This window comes from Rhizobium sp. P1_E1 (assembly GCF_056406015.1).
The window spans coordinates 1-18,846 of record NZ_JBFUAY010000025.1; the positions used below are offsets into that span (position 1 = coordinate 1).

Genomic DNA, 18,846 nt, shown 5'->3' on the forward strand with positions numbered 1-18,846 from the left:
GACGGGCATACCTCTTGGTACGTCCGAGCCGATCGCCTTTGATCCTGGCGGAAAGATGCCCGGCCCTTCGGGTTGGCTGAAACGGGCCGGCTGATCGACCGGCCGGCTTGGCCGTAGAGCTTGGYTACGACGCGCGCCGGCCGGTCGACCATCCGACTCCGTTTGAGCCAACAGAATGCTTCAAGCTGACCAGGAAAGGCTCTAGGAAAACCGGAGCCCGGCAATTCCGTCGCCGGGCTCTGGCACCTCCAGCTTTTTGCCGCTAGGAAAAGRACGGCAGCATTCAGGGAGGAACTGGCATGGGCGACAATCCGATTTATGAGATCCGCGACGAACGCTTCGGCGCAATGGTCATCGGCAGCGCCGGCCTCGAGGAGCTTTATTCCGGCTGCCGCTGGACGGAAGGCCCAGTCTGGTTTTCCGACCTGAACTGCCTTCTCTGGAGCGATATCCCGAATGAACGCATGATGCGCTGGACACCGGACGGTACGGTCTCCGTCTTCCGCTCGCCCTCCAACTACGTCAACGGCAATACCCGCGACCGGCAGGGCCGGCTGGTCTCCTGCGAACATGGCGGCCGCCGCGTCACCCGCACCGAGACGGACGGCACCATCACCGTTCTCGCCGACAGCTACAAAGGCAAACGGCTGAACTCGCCGAACGACGTCGTCGTACACTCCGACGGCGGGGTCTGGTTCACCGATCCGACTTACGGCATCCTGTCCGATTACGAGGGCCACAAGGCCGAGCCCGAGCAGCCCACACGCAACGTCTACCGGATCGATCCGACAAGCGGGGCGATCGACGCCGTCGTCGAGGATTTCATCCAGCCGAACGGCCTTGCCTTCTCGCCCGATGAGACGAAGCTTTATATTGCCGATTCCGGCTCCGCAAAACATGACGTGCCGCGCCATATCCGCGTTTTCGACGTCATCGACCGCAGGACGCTTGCCAACAGCCGCTATTTCTGCAGCCTCGATGTTGGCCATCCCGACGGATTCCGTTTCGATGTCGCCGGCAATCTCTGGACGAGTGCCTCCGACGGTGTGCACTGCTTTTCGCCCGACGGAACACTGCTCGGCAAGATCAGGGTGCCGCAGACGGTGTCCAACCTCACCTTCGGCGGCCCCAAGAAAAACCGGCTTTTCATCACCGCAACGCGTTCGGTCTATTCGATTTATATCAAGACGACCGGCGCGCAATATCCATAGATCAGGCCTTCGGTCTATCGGGGCGGCCGTGCAGCGGCTCGGCCCGATGCCAGTTTTCCAGGATGCGGCCATCAGTGTGTTTCTGCCGCGCCCAGCGGACGCCGTTCGAGATCACCTTATGCACGGTCTTGTCGTGATAGATCGGGTAGGTCTCGTGGCCGGGGCTGAAGAAGAAGATGCGCCCGCGCCCGCGCTGGAAGGTGCAGCCGCTGCGGAACACCTCGCCGCCGGAATACCAGGAGATGAAGACAAGCTCGTCCGGCTGCGGAATGTCGAAGGGCTCGCCGTACATTTCCGAGGCATTGACCTCGAAATAGGGCGGCAGCCCCTCGGCGATCGGATGTGACGGATTGACCACCCAGACGCGCTCCAGATCGCCATCCGGCGTCTCGCGCCAGGAGAGGTTGGCATTGGTGCCCATCAGCCGGCGGAAGAGCTTGGAGTGGTGGCCGGAATGCAGCACCAGCAGCCCCATGCCCTTCAGCACGCGCTGCTGCACACGGTCGATCAGCCCGTCGCTGACTTCCTCATGGGCCATATGCCCCCACCAGAGCAGCACGTCGGTATCGTTGAGCACGCTGTCCGGCAGGCCTTCATCAGGGTCATCCAGCGTGCCGCGGCGGATTTCGAAATCCGGATGGGCGATGCCGGCGGCGATCGCTCCGTCGATACGATCAGGATAGATCTCCTGAACCTCCTTGTGGAGTTGCTCGTGGCGTCCCTCGTTCCAGATGGTGACCTTGATTGTCATGGCATTCCTCGATGTCTAGGCTGTGATGTTTCAGGCGAAATTGTCAGGCGGTTGCCGGACGAATCACCCGGCCGGCGGAATCGAACAGATGGCAGGCGGCGGGATCGGCCGTCAGCGACACGCGGTCACCCGGCCGCACGGCGATATCGCCCTCAGCGCGCACCACGATCGGCTGCTCTTGCGAGCCTACGGTCATGTAGGTCTCGACGCCGAGGCGCTCGACGATGACGACTTCGGCTGTAAAGTGGTCCTGGCCATCGGCGGCGATCTTCAGATGCTCCGGCCGGATGCCGAGCTTGGCATCGCCCTGCGGCAGCGCGCCGTTGGCATCGGCGAGATCGAGCGAAAGCCCGATCGGGCTGTTGAGATGCACCTTGCCGGCCGCCGGCCGCGTTATAGTGACAGGAATGACGTTCATCTTCGGCGAGCCGATGAAGGTCGCGACGAATTCGTTGTCCGGCTCATGATAGAGCGACATCGGCGCACCCGCCTGCGCTACCACGCCCTTGTTCAGCACGACGATGCGGTCGGCCATCGTCATCGCTTCCACCTGGTCGTGAGTGACGTAGACGACCGTCGCCTTCAGTTCGCGGTGCAGGCGTTGCAGCTCGGCGCGCATCTGCACGCGCAGCGCCGAATCGAGGTTCGACAGCGGCTCGTCGAACAGGATCAGCGCCGGCTTCTTGATGATAGCGCGGCCGATCGCGACGCGCTGGCGCTGGCCGCCGGAAAGCGCGGCCGGGCGGCGGTCGAGATAGTCGGTGAGCTGCAGGATCTCGGCAACACCCTCCACTTGCCGGCGGATCTCTGCCTCCGGCACCTTCTTCAGGCTGAGCGAGAAGCCGATGTTTTCGGCAACGCTCATATGCGGATAGAGCGCATAGGACTGGAACACCATGGCGATGCCACGTTTGTCGGGCGGCACGTCGTTGATGCGCTTACCGTTGAGGATGAGGTCGCCATCGTCGATGCCTTCGAGGCCGGCGATCATGCGCAGCAGCGTCGACTTGCCGCAGCCGGACGGACCGACGAACACCGCGAATTCGCCGTCTTCCACGGTGATGTCGACGCCCTTGATGACYTCGAGCGCGCCGTAGAACTTGCGAACGTTTCTGAGATTGATCATCTGTTTCTCTTTCTTGATCTCAGCCCTTCACGCCGCCCGAAAATGTCTGGACGAGGAAGCGCCGCGCAAAACCGAAGGCGACGACGGCAGGCAGCAGGTAGATGAATGCCAGCGCCGTCAGCAGGCCGTAATCGATCTCGTTGATGCGCAGAAAGGCGCGAAAGAGACCGAGCGGCAGCGTCTGCAACTCCGGCGACGACAGGAGGATCAGCGGCAGCAGGAAATCACCCCAGGCCGACATGAAGGCGAAAAGCCCGGCCGCAGCCAGCCCCGGCAGCGCAAGCGGGATCAACACCCGGCGGATGCGCTGTAACAGTGTTGCCCCGTCCATCAGCGCCGCCTCCTCGTAGTCCCTCGGCAGCCCGTCGAAGAAGGTCTTCATGATCCAGAGCGCCAGCGGCAACTGCATCGTCGCAAGCACCAGGATCAGCCCGAGATAACCGTCGATGAAACCGGTCCAGCGCATGATATCGCGGGCATAGCTGCCGAAGATCGGCCTGAGCACCGCCGCTTCCGCGTTGTTCAGCGTCAGCAGGAACTTGTAGAGCGGCACGACGAGCGCCGTCGGCGGCAGTACCCGGATGAGCAGGATCGCGTAGAGGAACGGCAGCTTCCACCAGGCCCGGGTGCGCGATAGCGCATAGCCGCCAAGTCCGGAAAGCACCATGACGAGCAGCGTCGCGCCGCCGACCACGAACAGCGAGTTGAACAGCCACTTCGCCCCGTCCTCCTTGGTGAAGACCCTGATATAGTTGGCGAAGGTCCATTGCTCCGGCCAATGCAGGAAGAGCTGCGCGTTGCCGTCGAGCGAGGCGAGCAGCACCCAGAAAAAGGGTATCGCGCAGAAGATCGAGATCAGCGACAGGATCGCATAGGCGATGACATCGGATCGACCCTTGTCTGCAGTTTCGCTCGGGGAAACGACGGCCATGTCAGACCTCCACCTTCATGGCCCGGACATAGGCGATGCCTAATATCAGCGAGATGACGAGCGCGACGACGGCGACCGCAGCACCGTAGCCCAGCTGGAACGCCGTGAAGGACTGGTTGTAGATATAGATGCTGACCACCTCGGTCGCCCCGCCCGGCCCGCCGCGCGTCAGCGCATAGACGAGGCCGAAGACGGCAATGGTGGAGACGGCCGAGATCAGCATGTAGAGCAGGATCGTCGGCATCATCAGCGGCAGGGTGATGCGGCGGAACATCTGCGAGGGTGTGGCGCCGTCCATGCGGGCGGCCTCATAGATCTCCGTCGGAATGGTACTGAGGCCGGCCGTTAACAGGATCATCGCCGTGGCGATACCACGCCAGGTATTGACGACGATGATCATCGACAGCGGGAAGACCTGCAGCCAGTCGGCCGGCGTGATGCCGACGAAGCTGATGATGCGGCTGAGTGTGGCATTGTCGCCGCCCGCCAGCATCGAGATCCACATGAAACCGGCGACGACTTCGGGGGCTGCGTTCGGCAACAGGATGATCGACGAAAACACCCGCCGAAAGCGGATCGGGCGGCGCAGCGCAATCGCCGAGATCAGCCCGAGCACGAACTGGCCGATCACCGCCGAACCGATGACGAAGACGAAGGTGACGAACAGCGAATTCCAGAACTTCGCGTCGTTGAAGAGCCGCGTATAGTTCCTGAAGCCGACGAAGCGGGGCCGAAGGGCCGCGGCCCCGGTCAGCGCCTCGTTGGTGAAGCTCAGATAGATCGAATAGAGGGCCGGATAGATGACGAAGGCCAGAAGCAGCACCAGCGAGGGCAGCAGGATCAGCAACCATTGCCGCTCGGCACGCTTTTCATGAGAGTTTCTGGCCATGGAAGCTCACAACCTTATCGAATGAAGCCGGCGATCGAATGAAAGCGGGAAGACGCGGCGATGGCGCCGCGTCCCCGTCCTGGCGGAAGAGAGGGTGCCGGAGCTTACTTGACCATGTCGTCGCCGAGCGTTTCCTTGACGTAGTCGACAAGGATCTTCTGGGCGCCGGCGGCATCGGTCTCCTTGCGCAGCAGCGCTTCGGTGGCCCGCGCCACGCCTTCCGAAACCGTGCCGAAACCGGAGGCCTGTTTCAGGAACACGCCGTTTCCGGCCGCCGCATGGATCGGAACCAGTTCCGTCAGCTTCTGGAACTCGGCATTGTCAGCCGCATCCTTGCTGGCCGGGATGTTGCCGATGCGGGCGGCGTAGGAAACCTGCGTCTCGATCGAGCCGATCTCCATCAGCGCCTTGATCGCCAGCTCGGTATTGGCCGACTTGGAATTGACGGCCCACGGCGCGGCGAGATTGGCAAGTACGTACTGGCCGCTGCTCTGGCCGGGAACGGTCCAGGTGCCGACCACCTTCGTCACGTCAGGGATCGGATTCTTGCTTTCGCGACCCCAGTCGAAAATATAGCACCAGGAGCCGCAGGTGGTGGCGACGAGCTTGCCGGCCGGGAACATCTGGTACTTCGGCACGACCCAGGGCTCAGGCCCGAGCAGCGGCTGCGTCGGCATCAGATCCTTGTCGATCAGTTCCTTGTAAACGTTGAAGACAYCCTTGATGCCTTCGCCATTCAGATCGAGCTTGCCGTCGGCATCGACGAGCTGCGGCGTCTTGGAACCGACGAGCAGATGCTGGAAGCCTTCGTCGAAGGCGCCGCTTCCCCACGAGACGCCGGCCGGGAAGAGCAGGCCGTAGGCGCCGGTCTTCTGCTTGATTTCGGCCGCGCGGTCGAGAAGCTCCCGCCAGGTCTTCGGCTGTTCGGTCGAGATGCCGGCCTTTTCGAGAACGTCCTTGCGATAATAGATTTCCTGGATGCCGAGCATGAACGGCATCACATAGGTTTCGCCATCCGGGCTGACGGCAAGCTCCTTGGCGACGTCATAGAGCTTGGCGTAGCCATCCCAAGCCTTGAACTCCTTGGTAACAGGCGCGAGGTAGCCGGCTTCCACCATGTCGGCGACCGCAGCCGTGGTCGGGATGGAAAAGAGGTCGGGCGCGTTGCCGGCGCCGAGCTCCGTCAGAAGTTTGGTCAGGTAGTCCTTGTCGGGCGCCGGATATTCGATGACCTCGACGGTGACGCCATATTTCTTTTCGATCCGCTCGACCGTCGACTTCATCGCGTCGATGCCGGCCTGACCGTGATTTGCAATGCGGATTGTTTCAGCCTGCGCCAGCGTCGAAACCGCGCTCAGCAGAACGGCGCATAGGCCGCCAAGAACCATCTTCTTCAATTGAAGTCCTCCCTTTTTTAGAGACACGGCGCCCTCCAGCACCGGTTGCGAAAATGTACACGCATTCCCAACACTGACAAGATGGTTTTTGAAAAGATTCGAACGCGAGTTTTAATATACTGATATTGCTTATCTATATAGATATTGCCATCGCTATACCGTTTGTGTAATCGTGTGCACAGTGCATTCAGGGAGGAATTTTCATGACTAGGAAATTGCGCCTCGGTGTCATTGGCGCTGGCTTGAAGGCGGCGGAATATGCCGAGAGCTGGGTCAAGATGCCGGAGGTCGAATTTGCTGCACTCGCCGACACCACGGCGGCTTCACGCCAGCGCCTGATCGACGTCTGCCTCGCCGCCGGCGCACCACAACCGAAGAGCTTCGAGGATTATCGCCGGATGCTCGCGGAATGCCGGGGCGAACTCGACATCGTCTACGTCTCTACCCCGCATGCCTTCCATGCCGAGCAGGCAGCCGCCGTTGCCGAGGCCGGCCTCGACCTCTTCCTGGAAAAACCGATGGTGACGACGGTCGCCGAGGCCGAGAGGCTGATCGCCGCGCAGAAAAAGAGCGGCGTCACCATCGTCACCGCCTTCCAGGGCGGCCTCTCGCCGCTGGTGCTCGACACGCGCCGGCGGGCTCTCGCCGGCGGATTCGGCGAGTTGATCGCCATATCCGGCATGATTTGGGAAAGCTGGTCGTCCAACTATGACGGCCATTGGAAGCAGCAGCCTGATATCTCCGGCGGCGGCTTCATGTTCGATACCGGCGCCCATATGATGAACACCGTCTGCCTGCTCGCCAATTCGGATTTCGACAGTGTGTCGGCCTACATGAACAACCACGGCAGACGGGTCGATATCGCCACCGCCGTCTCCGCCCGGCTGAAAAGCGGCGCGCTGGCGACATTGACGGCCGCCGGCGAAGGCCCTCCGGGCTGCGCCTCCTACATCACCTTCTTCTATTCAAAGGCGATCGTGCGCATCGACGCCTGGGGCGGCTGGCGCGAGATCAGTGTCGGGCGCACCGCCGAGCCGCGCGAGGAGGCCGAGATTCTCGGCAACCCGATGAAGAATTTCCTCGCCATTCGCGAGGGAAAGATGGAAAACTCCGGCTCCGTTGAAATGGGCCTCAGATTCGCTAGGCTATGGGATGCAATCAAGGAATCGGCAGCGGCCGACGGCGCTTCCGTCAGGATCGTCGCCCAATAGGCGCCGAAGATGAGCGGTATGAGCAGACGGCGGATCACATCGAAGGAACTGGCGAAACTCGCCGGCGTCTCCTCCGCCACCATTTCCCGCGCCTTCTCGCCGGATTCACGCATCGGCAGCGCGACGCGCGACCGCATCCTCGCCGTCGCCCGTGAACATGGCTACCAGCCGAACGCTATCGCCCGCTCGCTGAACAACCAGCGCTCGCGCCTCGTCGCCCTGGTCGTCAATGCGATCGGCAACCCTTGCGAGGCCGAGGAGCAGCAGCTTCTCGTCCACCGCCTGCAGGCCAGACAATTGCTGCCGATCATCCTCTGCTGCGCCGATCATTCCGACCGGCTGCAGTTGATGCGCCTTGCCTCCACCTATCAGGTCGATCACGTCGTCGTCTTCTCCGACATGGTATCGATGCAGGATGCCGTCGATATCTTCCACACGACGAAGCCGATCATCGTCTCCTTCGAGCCGCTCGACAACGAAAACGTCTCCAGCATCCGCATCGACGGCTCTGAGGCCGCCGACGAGATCATCGACAAGATCGTCCGCGACGGTAAGAAGCGTTTCGCCTACCTCTCCGGCACCAATTCCAGCTGGATCGACAAGCTCAGGCGCAAATGGTTCGCTGATGCGCTGACCAAGCGCGGCCTCGCCTTCGAGACGCAGGCCTTCGGCGATTATTCCTATGATTCCGGCTTCAAAGAAGCCGTGCTCCTGCTGCACCGGGACAAGGTCGACGCCATCATCTGTGGCAATGATGTCATGGCGATCGGCGCACGCGATGCGGCCCGCCGGGTGCTCGGCAAGAACACCCCTGATGATATCGCCATCGTCGGCCAGGATGGCATTGCCATGGCCGCCTGGGATTGCAATGACCTCACCACGCTGAGCCTCGACCACGTCGCCTTCATCGATGCCGTCGTCGAATTGATCGAACGCCATGACGCTGAGATCGAAGGCCCGCACAGCATCACGCTCACCTGCACCGCCCGCTGGGGCTCGACCGCCTGATGCATGTCGCCTGGAAGTGTACAGCGGTTCCGGGATGACGACATGCATGAAAAAAGCTAAAGCCCGTCGCATGAATCAAGTTCGCTGTGACGTGCTTAAGCGGCTCGCCCATCCATTGCATCGAGGAGGAATACCGATGACCCGATTTTCACGCGCCGAGAGGCGCCGCAATGTCCCTGATGCCGCAATCTGGAGAGCCTGAAATGCGTTCCGTCGTTTCCTTCAATGAAGGCTGGAGTTTCCACGAGGGCTTCGGCCAGCGCCTGCTCGAAACTTTCGATGCCGCCAAGTCGGTCAGCCTGCCGCATACCGCCGTCGAACTGCCCTTCAGCTATTTCGACGAGACCAGCTATCAGCGCGCCTTCACCTATCAGAAGGTGCTGCGCTGGCTGCCGGAATTCGAGGGCCGCGAAGTCTCGCTCGTCTTCGACGCCGCCATGGCCGACAGCGTCGTCTATCTGAACGGCGAGGAAATCATTGCCCATAAGGACGGCTACACCCCCTTCGAGGCCCGCCTCACCGGCAAGCTCGCCAAGGGCGAGAACCTCGTCACCGTCAAGATCGACGGCAGCGAAAATCCTGACATTCCGCCTTTCGGCGGCCGCATCGATTATCTGACCTATGCCGGCATCTACCGCGATGTCTGGCTGAAGGTCACCGACCCGGTCTCGATCCGCAATCTCAAGATCGAAACCACAGACGTTCTCGACCCGGAGAAATCGGCGACCATACGCGTCGACATCGCCAATCCCGAGGGCCGCAGCTTCTCGGCGACGGTCACCGCCACGCTGAAACAGGCCGACGGCACGGTGGTCGCCACTGCCGCAACCGAAACGATCGGCGACAGCACCAGGCTTTCCTTCGGCGGCCTCACCGGCATCGCCCTCTGGGACATCACCGATCCCACGCTCTATGACGTCACCGTCGAGCTCAGGACCGAACATGGCTCCGACCGTCTCTCCACACGGTTCGGCTTCCGCACCGCCGAATTCACGCCGGAAGGTTTCCTCCTCAACGGCAAGCCACTGAAGCTGCGCGGCCTCAACCGCCACCAGGCCTTCCCCTATGTCGGTTATGCCGCCGGCCGTTCCGCCCAGGAGCGCGACGCCGACATCATGAAGACGGTGCTGAAGTGCAATATCGTCCGCACCTCGCATTATCCGCAGTCGAAATGGTTCCTCGACCGATGCGACACGATCGGTCTGCTGGTTTTCGAGGAGATCCCCGGCTGGCAGCATATCGGCGATGCCGACTGGCAGCAGGAATCGATCGAAAACGTCCGCCGCATGATTGAGCGCGACTGGAACCACCCCTCGATCATCATCTGGGGCGTGCGCATCAACGAATCGCAGGATAGTCACGATTTCTACGCCGAGACCAATCGCCTCGCCCGTGAACTCGACAGCACCCGCCAGACCGGCGGCGTGCGTTATCTCACCGAGAGCGAGCTGCTCGAAGACGTCTATACGATGAACGACTTCATCCTCGGCAATGAAGAGCTGCCGGGCGCCAACCGCCCGCGCACCGCGCTGCGCGCCCAGCAGGAAAATACCGGACTGTCCCACAAGGTGCCGTACCTCATCACCGAGTTCAACGGCCACATGCACCCGACGAAGATTTACGACCAAGAGCAGCGCCAGGCCGAGCATGTGCGCAGGCACCTGGAAGTGCTGAATGCCGCCTATGGCGATCCTGATATCTCCGGCGCTATCGGCTGGTGCATGTTCGATTACAACACCCACAAGGATTTCGGCTCCGGCGACCGCATCTGCTATCACGGCGTCATGGACATGTTCCGCGAGCCGAAATTCGCGGCCTATGCCTATATCAGCCAGTGCGACCCTTCCGAGGAGATCGTCATGAAGCCGGCGACCTTCTGGGCGCGCGGCGAACGCAATATCGGCGGCGTGCTGCCGCTGATCATCCTGACCAACTGCGACGAGGTGGAGCTGCGATATGGCGCGCTCAGCAAGCGCATCGGTCCTGATCGCGAGAATTATCCGCATCTGCCGCATCCGCCCGTCGTGCTCGACCATCGTCATTTCACTGCCGACGAACTCGGCACCTGGGGTCTCGAATGGATCGACGGCACCTTCACCGGCTATATCGGCGGCGAGCCGGTGGCCAGCCTGACGCTGGCGGCCGATCCATTGCCGACGACCCTGGAGGTCGTTGCCGATAGCAGCACGCTGAAAGCCCGTGAACGCGATAGCACGCGCGTCATCATCCGCGCCCTCGACCAGCGCGGCCAGCGCCTGCCCTTCATGAACGACAGCATTTCGCTGAAGGTGCACGGCCCGGCAAGGATCGTCGGTCCGACCAACGTGCCGCTCCAGGGCGGCACCGCCGGCTTCTGGCTAGAGGCGACGGGGTTCACTGGCGAGATCACCGTCGAAGCGGTTTCGACGCGTTTCGCGCCGGTGTCGCTCAGCGTGACAGCTGCCTAGCGCATAATCCCGAAAATCGAAATCGATTTTTGGAAAGGATTATGCGCAAACTCAAAGTGTTAGAGCGTCCCTAGCGCGCCTTATAGACGCGCGGCGCTCTAATGACTGTTACGAAATCCTGAGCTGGCTCTCGGGATCGAAGAAGACGGCCTTGTCGAGATTGAATGCGAGGCGGGTGTTTTGTCCTGGAGCGATGCCGGTATCGGCGCGCAGGCGGGCGACGACGGATTTGCCGCCGAGCTTGGTGACGGCGAAGGTGTCGGAGCCGGCCGGTTCGACCACCTCGATCAGGCAGTCGCCCTCGGTCAGCGAGCGCGCCTTGCGGTCGGCGCCATCGGGATCGGTCAAGGCCTCCGGCCGGATGCCGAAGATCACCTGTTTGCCGGTATAGGCGGTCAGGCCATTGTTRCCTGCGATGACSGGGAGCCTCAGCGGGGCGGCATTCGGCCGSTCCAGCGAGACYTCGAGCCCGCCGGCGCCGTTCTCGACGGTGGCGGTGAGCAGGTTCATTGCCGGCGATCCCATGAAGTCGGCGACGAAGATGTTGGAGGGGCTGTTATAGATCTCGGCCGGCGTGCCGAACTGCTGCAGCACGCCATCCTTCAGCACGGCGATCTTGGTCGCCAGCGTCATCGCCTCGATCTGGTCGTGGGTGACATAGACGAAGGTGGTGCCCATGCGCTGATGCAGCCGCTTGATCTCGGTGCGCATGTCGACGCGCAGCTTGGCATCGAGATTGGAGAGCGGCTCGTCGAACAGGAAGACCTGTGGATTGCGCACCAGCGCTCTCCCCATGGCGACACGCTGGCGCTGGCCGCCGGAGAGCTGGCTCGGCTTGCGGTCGAGCAGATGACCGATCTGCAGCATGTCGGAGACTTGCCCGATCGCCTTGACACGCTCCTCCTTCGGCACGCCGCGGATCTCCATGCCGAAGGCGATRTTGCCSGCCACCGTCATGTTCGGATAGAGCGCATAGGACTGGAACACCATGGCGATGTCGCGCTTGGAGGGATGCAGGCCGCTGATGTCGCGCCCGTCGATCTTGATATCGCCGGAGGTGATCGTCTCCAGCCCGGCAATGGTGTTGAGCAGCGTCGACTTGCCGCAGCCGGACGGGCCGACCAGCACGAGAAAGCCGCCCTTTTCGAGTTCGAGGTCGATCCCCTTGAGAATGTCGACGGCACCGAAGCGTTTTCTGAGACCGGAGATTTCGAGGAAGGCCATGGATTACCCTTTGACAGCGCCCGCCATCAGACCGCGCACGAAGTAGCGGCCGGCGAGGATATAGACGATGAGCGTCGGCACGGCTGCGATCATCGCAGCCGCCATGTTGACATTGTATTCGACCACCCCGGTCGAGGTGTTGACGACATTGTTCAGCGCCACCGTCATCGGCATGGATTCACCGGTGCCGGCATAGGCAGACGCAAACAGGAAGTCGTTCCAGATATTGGTGAACTGGTAGATCACGGTGACGACGATGATCGGCAGCGAGTTCGGCAGCATGATGCGGCGGAAGATCTGGAAGAAGCTGGCGCCATCGACCTGGGCGGCCCGGACCAGCTCGGTCGGAAAGGCCTCGTAGAAATTGCGGAAGAACAGCGTCGTGAAGCCGAGGCCATAGACGACATGCACGAAGACCAGATTGACCGTCGGATTGCCGAAGCCGAAGCTCAAACCCGTGGCATTCTGCAGCGTCATGCCGAAGCGGCCGAGGCTGCCGAGGATCGTTGCCATCGGCAACAGCACCGACTGGAACGGGATGAAGCAGGCAAACAGCATCAGCCCGAACACCAGTGTGTGGCCGGGGAAGCGCCATTTGGTCAGGACATAGCCGTTCAGCGCCCCCATGATGGTGGAGATCGCGACAGCCGGCACGACCATCTTGATCGAGTTCCAGAAGTAGCCCTTGATGCCGGCGCAGGTCAGGCCGACGCAGGTCTCGCCCCAGGCCTTGACCCAGGGGTCGAAGGTCGGCGATTGCGGCAGCGCCAGCATGTTGCCGTTCTGGATCTCGTCCATGGTCTTGAACGAGGTGGTCAGCATGACGAAGAGCGGCATCAGATAGAGGACGGCAAAGATCAGCAGCAGGCCGTAGATGACAGTGCGGCCGATCCAGCGGGTGTTGTTGCTGTTCTTGCTGTCGTTCCTGTGATCGCTGCCATGCGGCAGCGGTGCGGTCGAGGTTGCTATCGGAGAGGTCACGCTGCTCATCGCGCCTTCTCCTTCAGTTCGGAATAGAGATAGGGAACGATGATTGCCGAGATGGTCATCAGCATGATGATGGCGCTGGCCGAACCGACGGCCATCTCGTTGCGCTTGAAGGTGTATTCATACATGAAGTTCGACGGCAGCCAGGCCGAGCCGCCGGGGCCGCCCGAAGTCAGCGCCACCACCAGGTCGTAGGACTTGATCGCCATATGGGCGAGCACGATGAAGGCGGACAGGAAGATCGGCCGCAGCAGCGGAATGACGATGCGCCGATAGAGCTGGAAGGCGGAAGCGCCATCGATCTGCGCTGCCTTCATGATCTCGCCGTCGATGCCGCGCAGACCCGCCAGGAACATCGCCATGACGAAGCCCGACGCCTGCCAGACGCCGGCGATGACGACGGTGTAGATGACGAAGTCCTTGTTCTTGATCCAGTCGAAGTGGAAGCTCGTCCAGCCAAAATGGTGCAGCGTCTGTTCCAGCCCGAGGCCGGGATCGAGGAACCATTTCCAGGCAACACCGGTGACGATGAAGGAGAGCGCCATCGGATAGAGGAAGATCGGCCGGAGCAGACCCTCGCCGCGGATCTTCTGGTCGAGCAGGATGGCGAGGAACAGGCCGAGCGCCAGGCAGATGCCGATATAGAGGAAGCCGAAGATCGCCATGTTGGTGATCGAGGTGTACCAGGAGGACGGCGGATCGCTCTCGAAGGTCCAGCGCCACAGCCGCTGATAGGCGCGTGCGCCGGTCAGCGCATAGGAGGGGAAGGTCTTGGAATTGGTGAACGACAGATAGGCCGTCCAGACGATGAAGCCGTAGACGAAGATGATGGTGATGACGAAGCTCGGCGCCAGCACGATCTTCGGCAGCGCATCCTGCAGCCGGCCTCTCAACGAGATCGCCGTCGATTGCCTCGGCGTCAGAACCGGATCGGTGGTCGCAACGGTGCTCATGGAATGTCATCTCCTTCCCGCAATCGGCCCCGCATGATCATCCCTGCATGATCGGCGCGGAGCCTGAAGCTTCCCCGCGAGCAGGCGGGGAAGCATTTTTAGTCGACAGTGGCCTCAGCGGGCGTCGTCGATCGCCTGGACGAGCTGCTTGACGGCTTCGTCGGAGGTCTTGATCTGGCCGTGGACGAACTTCGAGACGACATCCTTATAGGCATTGGCGATGGCCGGAGGAGCGCCGTACCCTTGCGCCAGCGAGCCGAACAGCGTGCCGCCTTCGTTGGCTGCCTTCAGGTCGGCGATGCCCTTCTTGCCGCAAGCGTCGAAGTCGGTGTCGGGAACGTCGGTACGGGCCGGCACCGAACCCTTGACGACGTTGAAGGCCGACTGGAAGCTCTTCGACAGCGTTGCCGTTGCCAGCGCCACCTGGGCAGCCTTGCGGTCGTCGGGGACGTTGAACATGCCGAACATGTCGGAGTTGTAGACCACGCTGCCGTCGGTGCCGGGGAAGCGGTAGCAGAGGAAGTCGGTATCCGGCGTCTTCTTGGCGGCGACGAATTCGCCCTTGGCCCAGTCGCCCATCACCTGCACCAGCGCATCACCCTTGATGACCATGGCGGTCGCCAGGTTCCAGTCGCGGCCCGAGAAGTTCGGGTCGACATATTTGATGATCGTCGCCAGATTGTCGAAGGACTTCTTCATCGTGTCGGACTTCAGCGATTCCTCGTCGAGATCGTTGAAGGCCTTCTTGTAGAATTCCGGCCCACCGGTCGACAGCACGATGGAATCGAACATCGTCGCTTCCTGCCAGTTCTGGCCGCCAAGAGCGAGCGGAATGACACCGGCGGCCTTGGCCTTGTCGAGCAGTGCAATCAGCTCGTCGAAGGTCTTCGGCTGGGTGCCGCCGATCTTGTCCATCACAGCCTTGTTGATCCACAGCCAGTTGACCGAGTGGACGTTGACCGGGGCTGCAACCCACTTGCCGTCATAGACCGAGAACTTCTGCAGCGCTGCCGGAACCGACTTGTCCCAGCCTTCCTTCTTCGCCGTCTCCGTCAGATCGCCCATGACGCCGGCCTGGGCATAATCGAGCACGGTATAACCGAGCATCTGCGAGGCTGTCGGATAGGTGCCGGCCGCGACCATTGCCTTCAGCGCCGTCATCGCCGCATCGCCGCCACCGCCGGCAACCGGCACGTCCTTCCAGGCAAAACCTTCCTTCGAAAGATCCTGCTTCAATACGTTCAGCGCCGCTGCCTCGCCGCCAGACGTCCACCAGTGCAGCATCTGCACTTCCTTCACGTCGGCGGCATGGGCAGCACTGAGGCCAGCCATCATCACGACAGCAATAGCTGCCGAGCTCAAAAACTTGCGCATGAATTTCCTCCCATTTGCAAATCGGCGGCGGGACCCTCCCTGCCGCCCGATGCTTCCCGCCATTGCAGCGGTCAGCATACGGCCGCACTCCTCCGCGCGGTTGACAATTTAAAACGTTATAAGCCTCCTGTCGTCAAGCCCTTTCTCGACTCTCGAGAAAAATATGGCTATTTCCGTAAGTTACTGAATATAATTAATATTTAATCCGTGGCTAACAGAAAGTTAAAAATTAAAACGTTTTCATTCGTCGATTGCACGCCGGATTCATCGTGTTATGGTATCGGCAATTCCAGCATGGAAAGCCAAGGGTGACCGAACCGTCCCGACCGCAGCGCGGCGAAAATCTCGATATCACGCATAAGCGCGGCAAGCCGACCTTGCGAACGATCGCCACGATCGCCGGCCTTGCCGTGACGACGGTGTCACGGGCGCTTTCCGATGCGCCGCAGATTTCGCTCGAGACCCGTCAACGCGTGCACCGCATCGCCCGCGAGATCGGCTATCTCCCTGACCGGGCCGCGCAGCGCCTGAAGACCGGCCGCACCAATGTCATCGCTATCCTGCTCGATTCGCACGAGGAAGTGGTCGGCTTCAGCACCTCGATCATGTACGGCATCGCCAAGGCGCTGAAAGAGACCTCCTACCATCTTGTCGTCGCCCCGAACTTCCTGTCGACGACCGATATCGAGGCCGCCGAATATATCATCCGCAATCACCTCGCCGACGGGCTGATCTTCACGCGCACCGAACCGCTCGATGCCCGCGTCCGCCTGCTGCTCGAGACCGGCTTTCCCTTCATCTGTCATGGCCGCACCGAATATTCGACGCCTCACCCCTATGTCGACTACGACAATTTCACCTTTGCCTATGAGGCGACGCGCCGGTTGATCACCAAGGGCCGCAAAAAGGTGGCGGTGATCCTGCCGCCGAAACGGCTTACCTTCTGCCAGCATATCCTGCATGGCTTCATGACGGCGGTGCGGGAGGCGGGCATCGCCTATGAGATCCCCGAGGCAGTCGATCTCGATACGCCAGCAGGCGTGCTGCGCGACTTCATCAGCAGCCGCGCTGATGCTCCGGATGCTCCGGATGGTTTCATTTGCCCCGGCGAAGTTTCGGCGCTTGCCGTCATCAGCGGCATGAGCGATGCCGGCCGCATACTGGCCGCCGATTATGATATCGTCGCCAAGGAGACGTCCCGCCTTCTCAGCCAGTTGCAGCCGAAGGTCGACACGATCCACGAGGATCTGACGGCGGCCGGCGAGGATCTGGGACGCATGCTGCTGCAGCGCATCAACAATCCGGACGCCCAGGATCTGCAGCTTCTTCTGCCGCCGCAGATCAACTTTCCGATCGGTTAGGCTACCCGGCTGCGAGGAGCGTTGGGATCAGACCCAAAAGCCATGAAAACCCCAGTGAAATCAACGACATCTCATTCCGCAATGACGCTCACGCTTCAAAACTGTTTCCATGACGCGTGATTTGTCCTAGAAGCACCGCGTAATCCGGTCGCAGCCCACCCGGTCAAAACAAGGGATCCAAAATATGAAAACCATCGTCGTCTGCTCAGGCGGACTGGACTCCGTTTCGCTTGCCCACAAGGTCGCGACGGAAAAGCAACTTATCGGCCTGGTCTCATTCGACTACGGCCAACGGCATCGCAAGGAACTCGACTTCGCCGCCAGCTGTGCCTCACGGCTCTCCGTTCCCCATCATATTATCGACATCGCCAGCATCGGCGGTCATCTCAGCGGATCGGCCCTGACGGACAATGTCGAGGTTCCCGATGGCCACTACGCCGAGGAGACCATGAAAGCCACCGTCGTGCCGAACCGCAATGCCATCATGCTGGCAATTGCGTTCGGTCTGGCTGCGGCGCAAAAGGCAGATGCCGTTGCCGTCGCCGTGCATGGCGGCGACCACTTCATCTACCCGGACTGCCGACCGGGCTTCATCGATGCTTTCCAGCGCATGCAGAATGAAGCGCTGGAAGGTTATGCCAGCGTGAAACTGCTTGCCCCCTATGTCGATGTTTCCAAAGCGGCGATCGTTGTTGACGGCGCGAAACACGGCACGCCGTTTTCGGAGACCTGGTCCTGCTACAAAGGCGGCGAGCTTCACTGTGGACGCTGCGGAACCTGCGTGGAACGCCGTGAAGCTTTCCATCTTGCCGGTGTTCCCGATCCCACGGAGTACGAAGACCGCGATTTCTGGAGAGCGGCCGTGTCGCGATACTCGGCCACGGAGGTGCGTTGATGTACCGCATCACCAAGGAGTTTCATCTCTCCGCCTCCCATCAATTGGATCACCTGCCTGCCGACCATCAATGCGCTCGGCTTCACGGTCACAACTACATCGTCATCGTCGAACTAGCTGCGGAAAGCCTGAATGATGATGGCTTCGTTCGTGATTATCACGACCTCTCGCCACTCAAGCGCTATATCGACGAAACATTCGATCATCGTCACCTGAACGACGTCTTCGGCCATTCGAAAGTCACCTCGGAATTTCTGGCAAGGCACTTTTACGACTGGTGCAAGCAGCGCTTTCCAGAGACCTCATCCGTTCGCGTCAGCGAGACCCCCAAAACCTGGGCGGAGTACAGGCCGTGAGCGTGGGGAGCATTCGCGTCAGCGAAATCTTTGGCCCGACCATACAGGGTGAAGGTGCCTTGATCGGGCTGCCGACGGTGTTCGTGAGGACAGGCGGCTGTGACTTCAGGTGTTCCTGGTGCGACAGTCTTCACGCGGTCGACAGCGCGTTCCGGGATCAATGGATTCCCATGTCCACTGAGGCGGTCTGGCATAAGGTTACGGAACTCTCGGGGGGCAAGCCACTGACGGTTTCTCTCTCCGGAGGCAATCCGGCGATACAGCCCTTAAGGCCATTGATCGAACTCGGCCATTCCCAAGGATACCGCTTTGCACTGGAAACACAGGGAAGTGTGGCCCAGGCTTGGTTTCGCGATCTCGATATCCTGGTCATCAGCCCCAAACCGCCATCAAGCGGAATGCTGACGGACTGGGACCAGGTGGATCACTGCCTTCAACTGGCCGCCGGTGGACCGGAGGTCGCATTGAAGATTGTCGTCTTCGACGATGCCGACTACGAATTCGCCCAGCGCGCGGGTCGGCGCTATCCCCAAATTCCCTTGTTCCTTCAGCCCGGCAATCATACGCCGCCGCCGCCCGATGACGATGACGCGCGCATTGATATCGACGGCGTGATGGATCGGATGCACTGGCTTGTCGAAAGGGTGACGGCCGACCAATGGTTTGCGGTACGCGTACTACCCCAATTGCACGTGCTGCTCTGGGGTAACAAGCGAGGAGTATAA

Annotated in this window: 17 protein-coding genes; 8 read left to right on the top strand and 9 right to left on the bottom strand. The window is 61.2% G+C overall.

Annotated elements, in window-relative coordinates; translation table 11 throughout:
* The first annotated feature begins 299 nt into the window (after window positions 1-299).
* Window positions 300-1,211 (top strand): SMP-30/gluconolactonase/LRE family protein, encoded by a 912-nt coding sequence (locus AC1D1Z_RS11970; RefSeq protein ID WP_130759669.1) that lies wholly within the window; start codon window positions 300-302, stop codon window positions 1,209-1,211.
* A 1-nt stretch (window position 1,212) separates the two neighbouring features.
* Here AC1D1Z_RS11970 and AC1D1Z_RS11975 read toward each other — a convergent pair whose 3' ends face one another.
* From AC1D1Z_RS11975 to AC1D1Z_RS11995, 5 genes are all read right to left on the bottom strand, one after another.
* Entirely contained in the window at window positions 1,213-1,962 is a 750-nt protein-coding gene (locus tag AC1D1Z_RS11975) for a ThuA domain-containing protein (protein ID WP_047623163.1), read from the bottom strand.
* A gap of 43 nt (window positions 1,963-2,005) precedes the next feature.
* Window positions 2,006-3,088, bottom strand: coding sequence for an ABC transporter ATP-binding protein (locus tag AC1D1Z_RS11980; RefSeq protein ID WP_130759670.1), 1,083 nt, complete (start codon window positions 3,086-3,088; stop codon window positions 2,006-2,008).
* 19 nt (window positions 3,089-3,107) lie between these two features.
* Window positions 3,108-4,019 carry a carbohydrate ABC transporter permease gene (locus AC1D1Z_RS11985; protein ID WP_130759671.1) on the bottom strand — a complete coding sequence of 304 codons (912 nt, stop codon included), beginning with the start codon at window positions 4,017-4,019 and terminating at the stop codon, window positions 3,108-3,110.
* Window position 4,020: 1 nt separating this feature from the next.
* On the bottom strand, window positions 4,021-4,908 hold the full coding sequence (locus AC1D1Z_RS11990) for a carbohydrate ABC transporter permease (RefSeq protein ID WP_130759672.1): 888 nt from the start codon (window positions 4,906-4,908) through the stop codon (window positions 4,021-4,023).
* Window positions 4,909-5,012: 104 nt separating this feature from the next.
* The gene (locus AC1D1Z_RS11995; RefSeq protein ID WP_477850609.1) at window positions 5,013-6,305 is read right to left on the bottom strand and encodes an ABC transporter substrate-binding protein; all 1,293 of its coding nucleotides are present in this window, start codon (window positions 6,303-6,305) and stop codon (window positions 5,013-5,015) included.
* Between the two features lie 203 nt (window positions 6,306-6,508).
* Here AC1D1Z_RS11995 and AC1D1Z_RS12000 point away from each other — a divergent pair, with 203 nt between their 5' ends.
* The 3 genes from AC1D1Z_RS12000 (at window position 6,509) to AC1D1Z_RS12010 (ending at window position 10,971) form a co-directional block, all read left to right on the top strand.
* Entirely contained in the window at window positions 6,509-7,516 is a 1,008-nt protein-coding gene (locus tag AC1D1Z_RS12000; RefSeq protein ID WP_130759674.1) for a Gfo/Idh/MocA family protein, read from the top strand.
* Window positions 7,517-7,525: 9 nt separating this feature from the next.
* The gene (locus AC1D1Z_RS12005) at window positions 7,526-8,524 is read left to right on the top strand and encodes a LacI family DNA-binding transcriptional regulator (RefSeq protein ID WP_018243688.1); all 999 of its coding nucleotides are present in this window, start codon (window positions 7,526-7,528) and stop codon (window positions 8,522-8,524) included.
* Window positions 8,525-8,727: 203 nt separating this feature from the next.
* Window positions 8,728-10,971: a glycoside hydrolase family 2 protein gene (locus AC1D1Z_RS12010; RefSeq protein WP_130759675.1), complete on the top strand. Its 2,244-nt coding sequence runs from the start codon at window positions 8,728-8,730 to the stop codon at window positions 10,969-10,971.
* A gap of 108 nt (window positions 10,972-11,079) precedes the next feature.
* Here the strand turns inward: AC1D1Z_RS12010 and AC1D1Z_RS12015 are convergent, their stop codons facing one another.
* From AC1D1Z_RS12015 to AC1D1Z_RS12030, 4 genes are all read right to left on the bottom strand, one after another.
* Window positions 11,080-12,195 (bottom strand): ABC transporter ATP-binding protein, encoded by a 1,116-nt coding sequence (locus tag AC1D1Z_RS12015; protein ID WP_477850612.1) that lies wholly within the window; start codon window positions 12,193-12,195, stop codon window positions 11,080-11,082.
* A 3-nt stretch (window positions 12,196-12,198) separates the two neighbouring features.
* Window positions 12,199-13,185 carry a carbohydrate ABC transporter permease gene (locus AC1D1Z_RS12020; protein ID WP_131703077.1) on the bottom strand — a complete coding sequence of 329 codons (987 nt, stop codon included), beginning with the start codon at window positions 13,183-13,185 and terminating at the stop codon, window positions 12,199-12,201.
* Window positions 13,182-14,135, bottom strand: coding sequence for a carbohydrate ABC transporter permease (locus AC1D1Z_RS12025; protein WP_115156922.1), 954 nt, complete (start codon window positions 14,133-14,135; stop codon window positions 13,182-13,184). The genes AC1D1Z_RS12020 and AC1D1Z_RS12025 overlap by 4 nt, the downstream gene beginning before the upstream one ends.
* Before the next feature lie 114 nt (window positions 14,136-14,249).
* On the bottom strand, window positions 14,250-15,509 hold the full coding sequence (locus tag AC1D1Z_RS12030) for an ABC transporter substrate-binding protein (protein ID WP_047623007.1): 1,260 nt from the start codon (window positions 15,507-15,509) through the stop codon (window positions 14,250-14,252).
* 308 nt (window positions 15,510-15,817) lie between these two features.
* Between AC1D1Z_RS12030 and AC1D1Z_RS12035 the strand changes: the two genes are divergently transcribed.
* The 4 genes from AC1D1Z_RS12035 (at window position 15,818) to queE (ending at window position 18,846) form a co-directional block, all read left to right on the top strand.
* The gene (locus AC1D1Z_RS12035) at window positions 15,818-16,870 is read left to right on the top strand and encodes a LacI family transcriptional regulator (protein WP_112905307.1); all 1,053 of its coding nucleotides are present in this window, start codon (window positions 15,818-15,820) and stop codon (window positions 16,868-16,870) included.
* A 184-nt stretch (window positions 16,871-17,054) separates the two neighbouring features.
* Window positions 17,055-17,765, top strand: a complete 711-nt coding sequence (gene queC, locus AC1D1Z_RS12040; protein WP_047623009.1) for a 7-cyano-7-deazaguanine synthase QueC — start codon at window positions 17,055-17,057, stop codon at window positions 17,763-17,765.
* A complete protein-coding gene (gene queD / locus AC1D1Z_RS12045; RefSeq protein WP_018446446.1) occupies window positions 17,765-18,121 on the top strand; it encodes a 6-carboxytetrahydropterin synthase QueD in 357 nt (118 codons plus the stop codon). Before queC ends, queD begins: the two co-directional genes overlap by 1 nt.
* Window positions 18,118-18,846, top strand: a complete 729-nt coding sequence (gene queE, locus AC1D1Z_RS12050; RefSeq protein ID WP_130717984.1) for a 7-carboxy-7-deazaguanine synthase QueE — start codon at window positions 18,118-18,120, stop codon at window positions 18,844-18,846. Before queD ends, queE begins: the two co-directional genes overlap by 4 nt.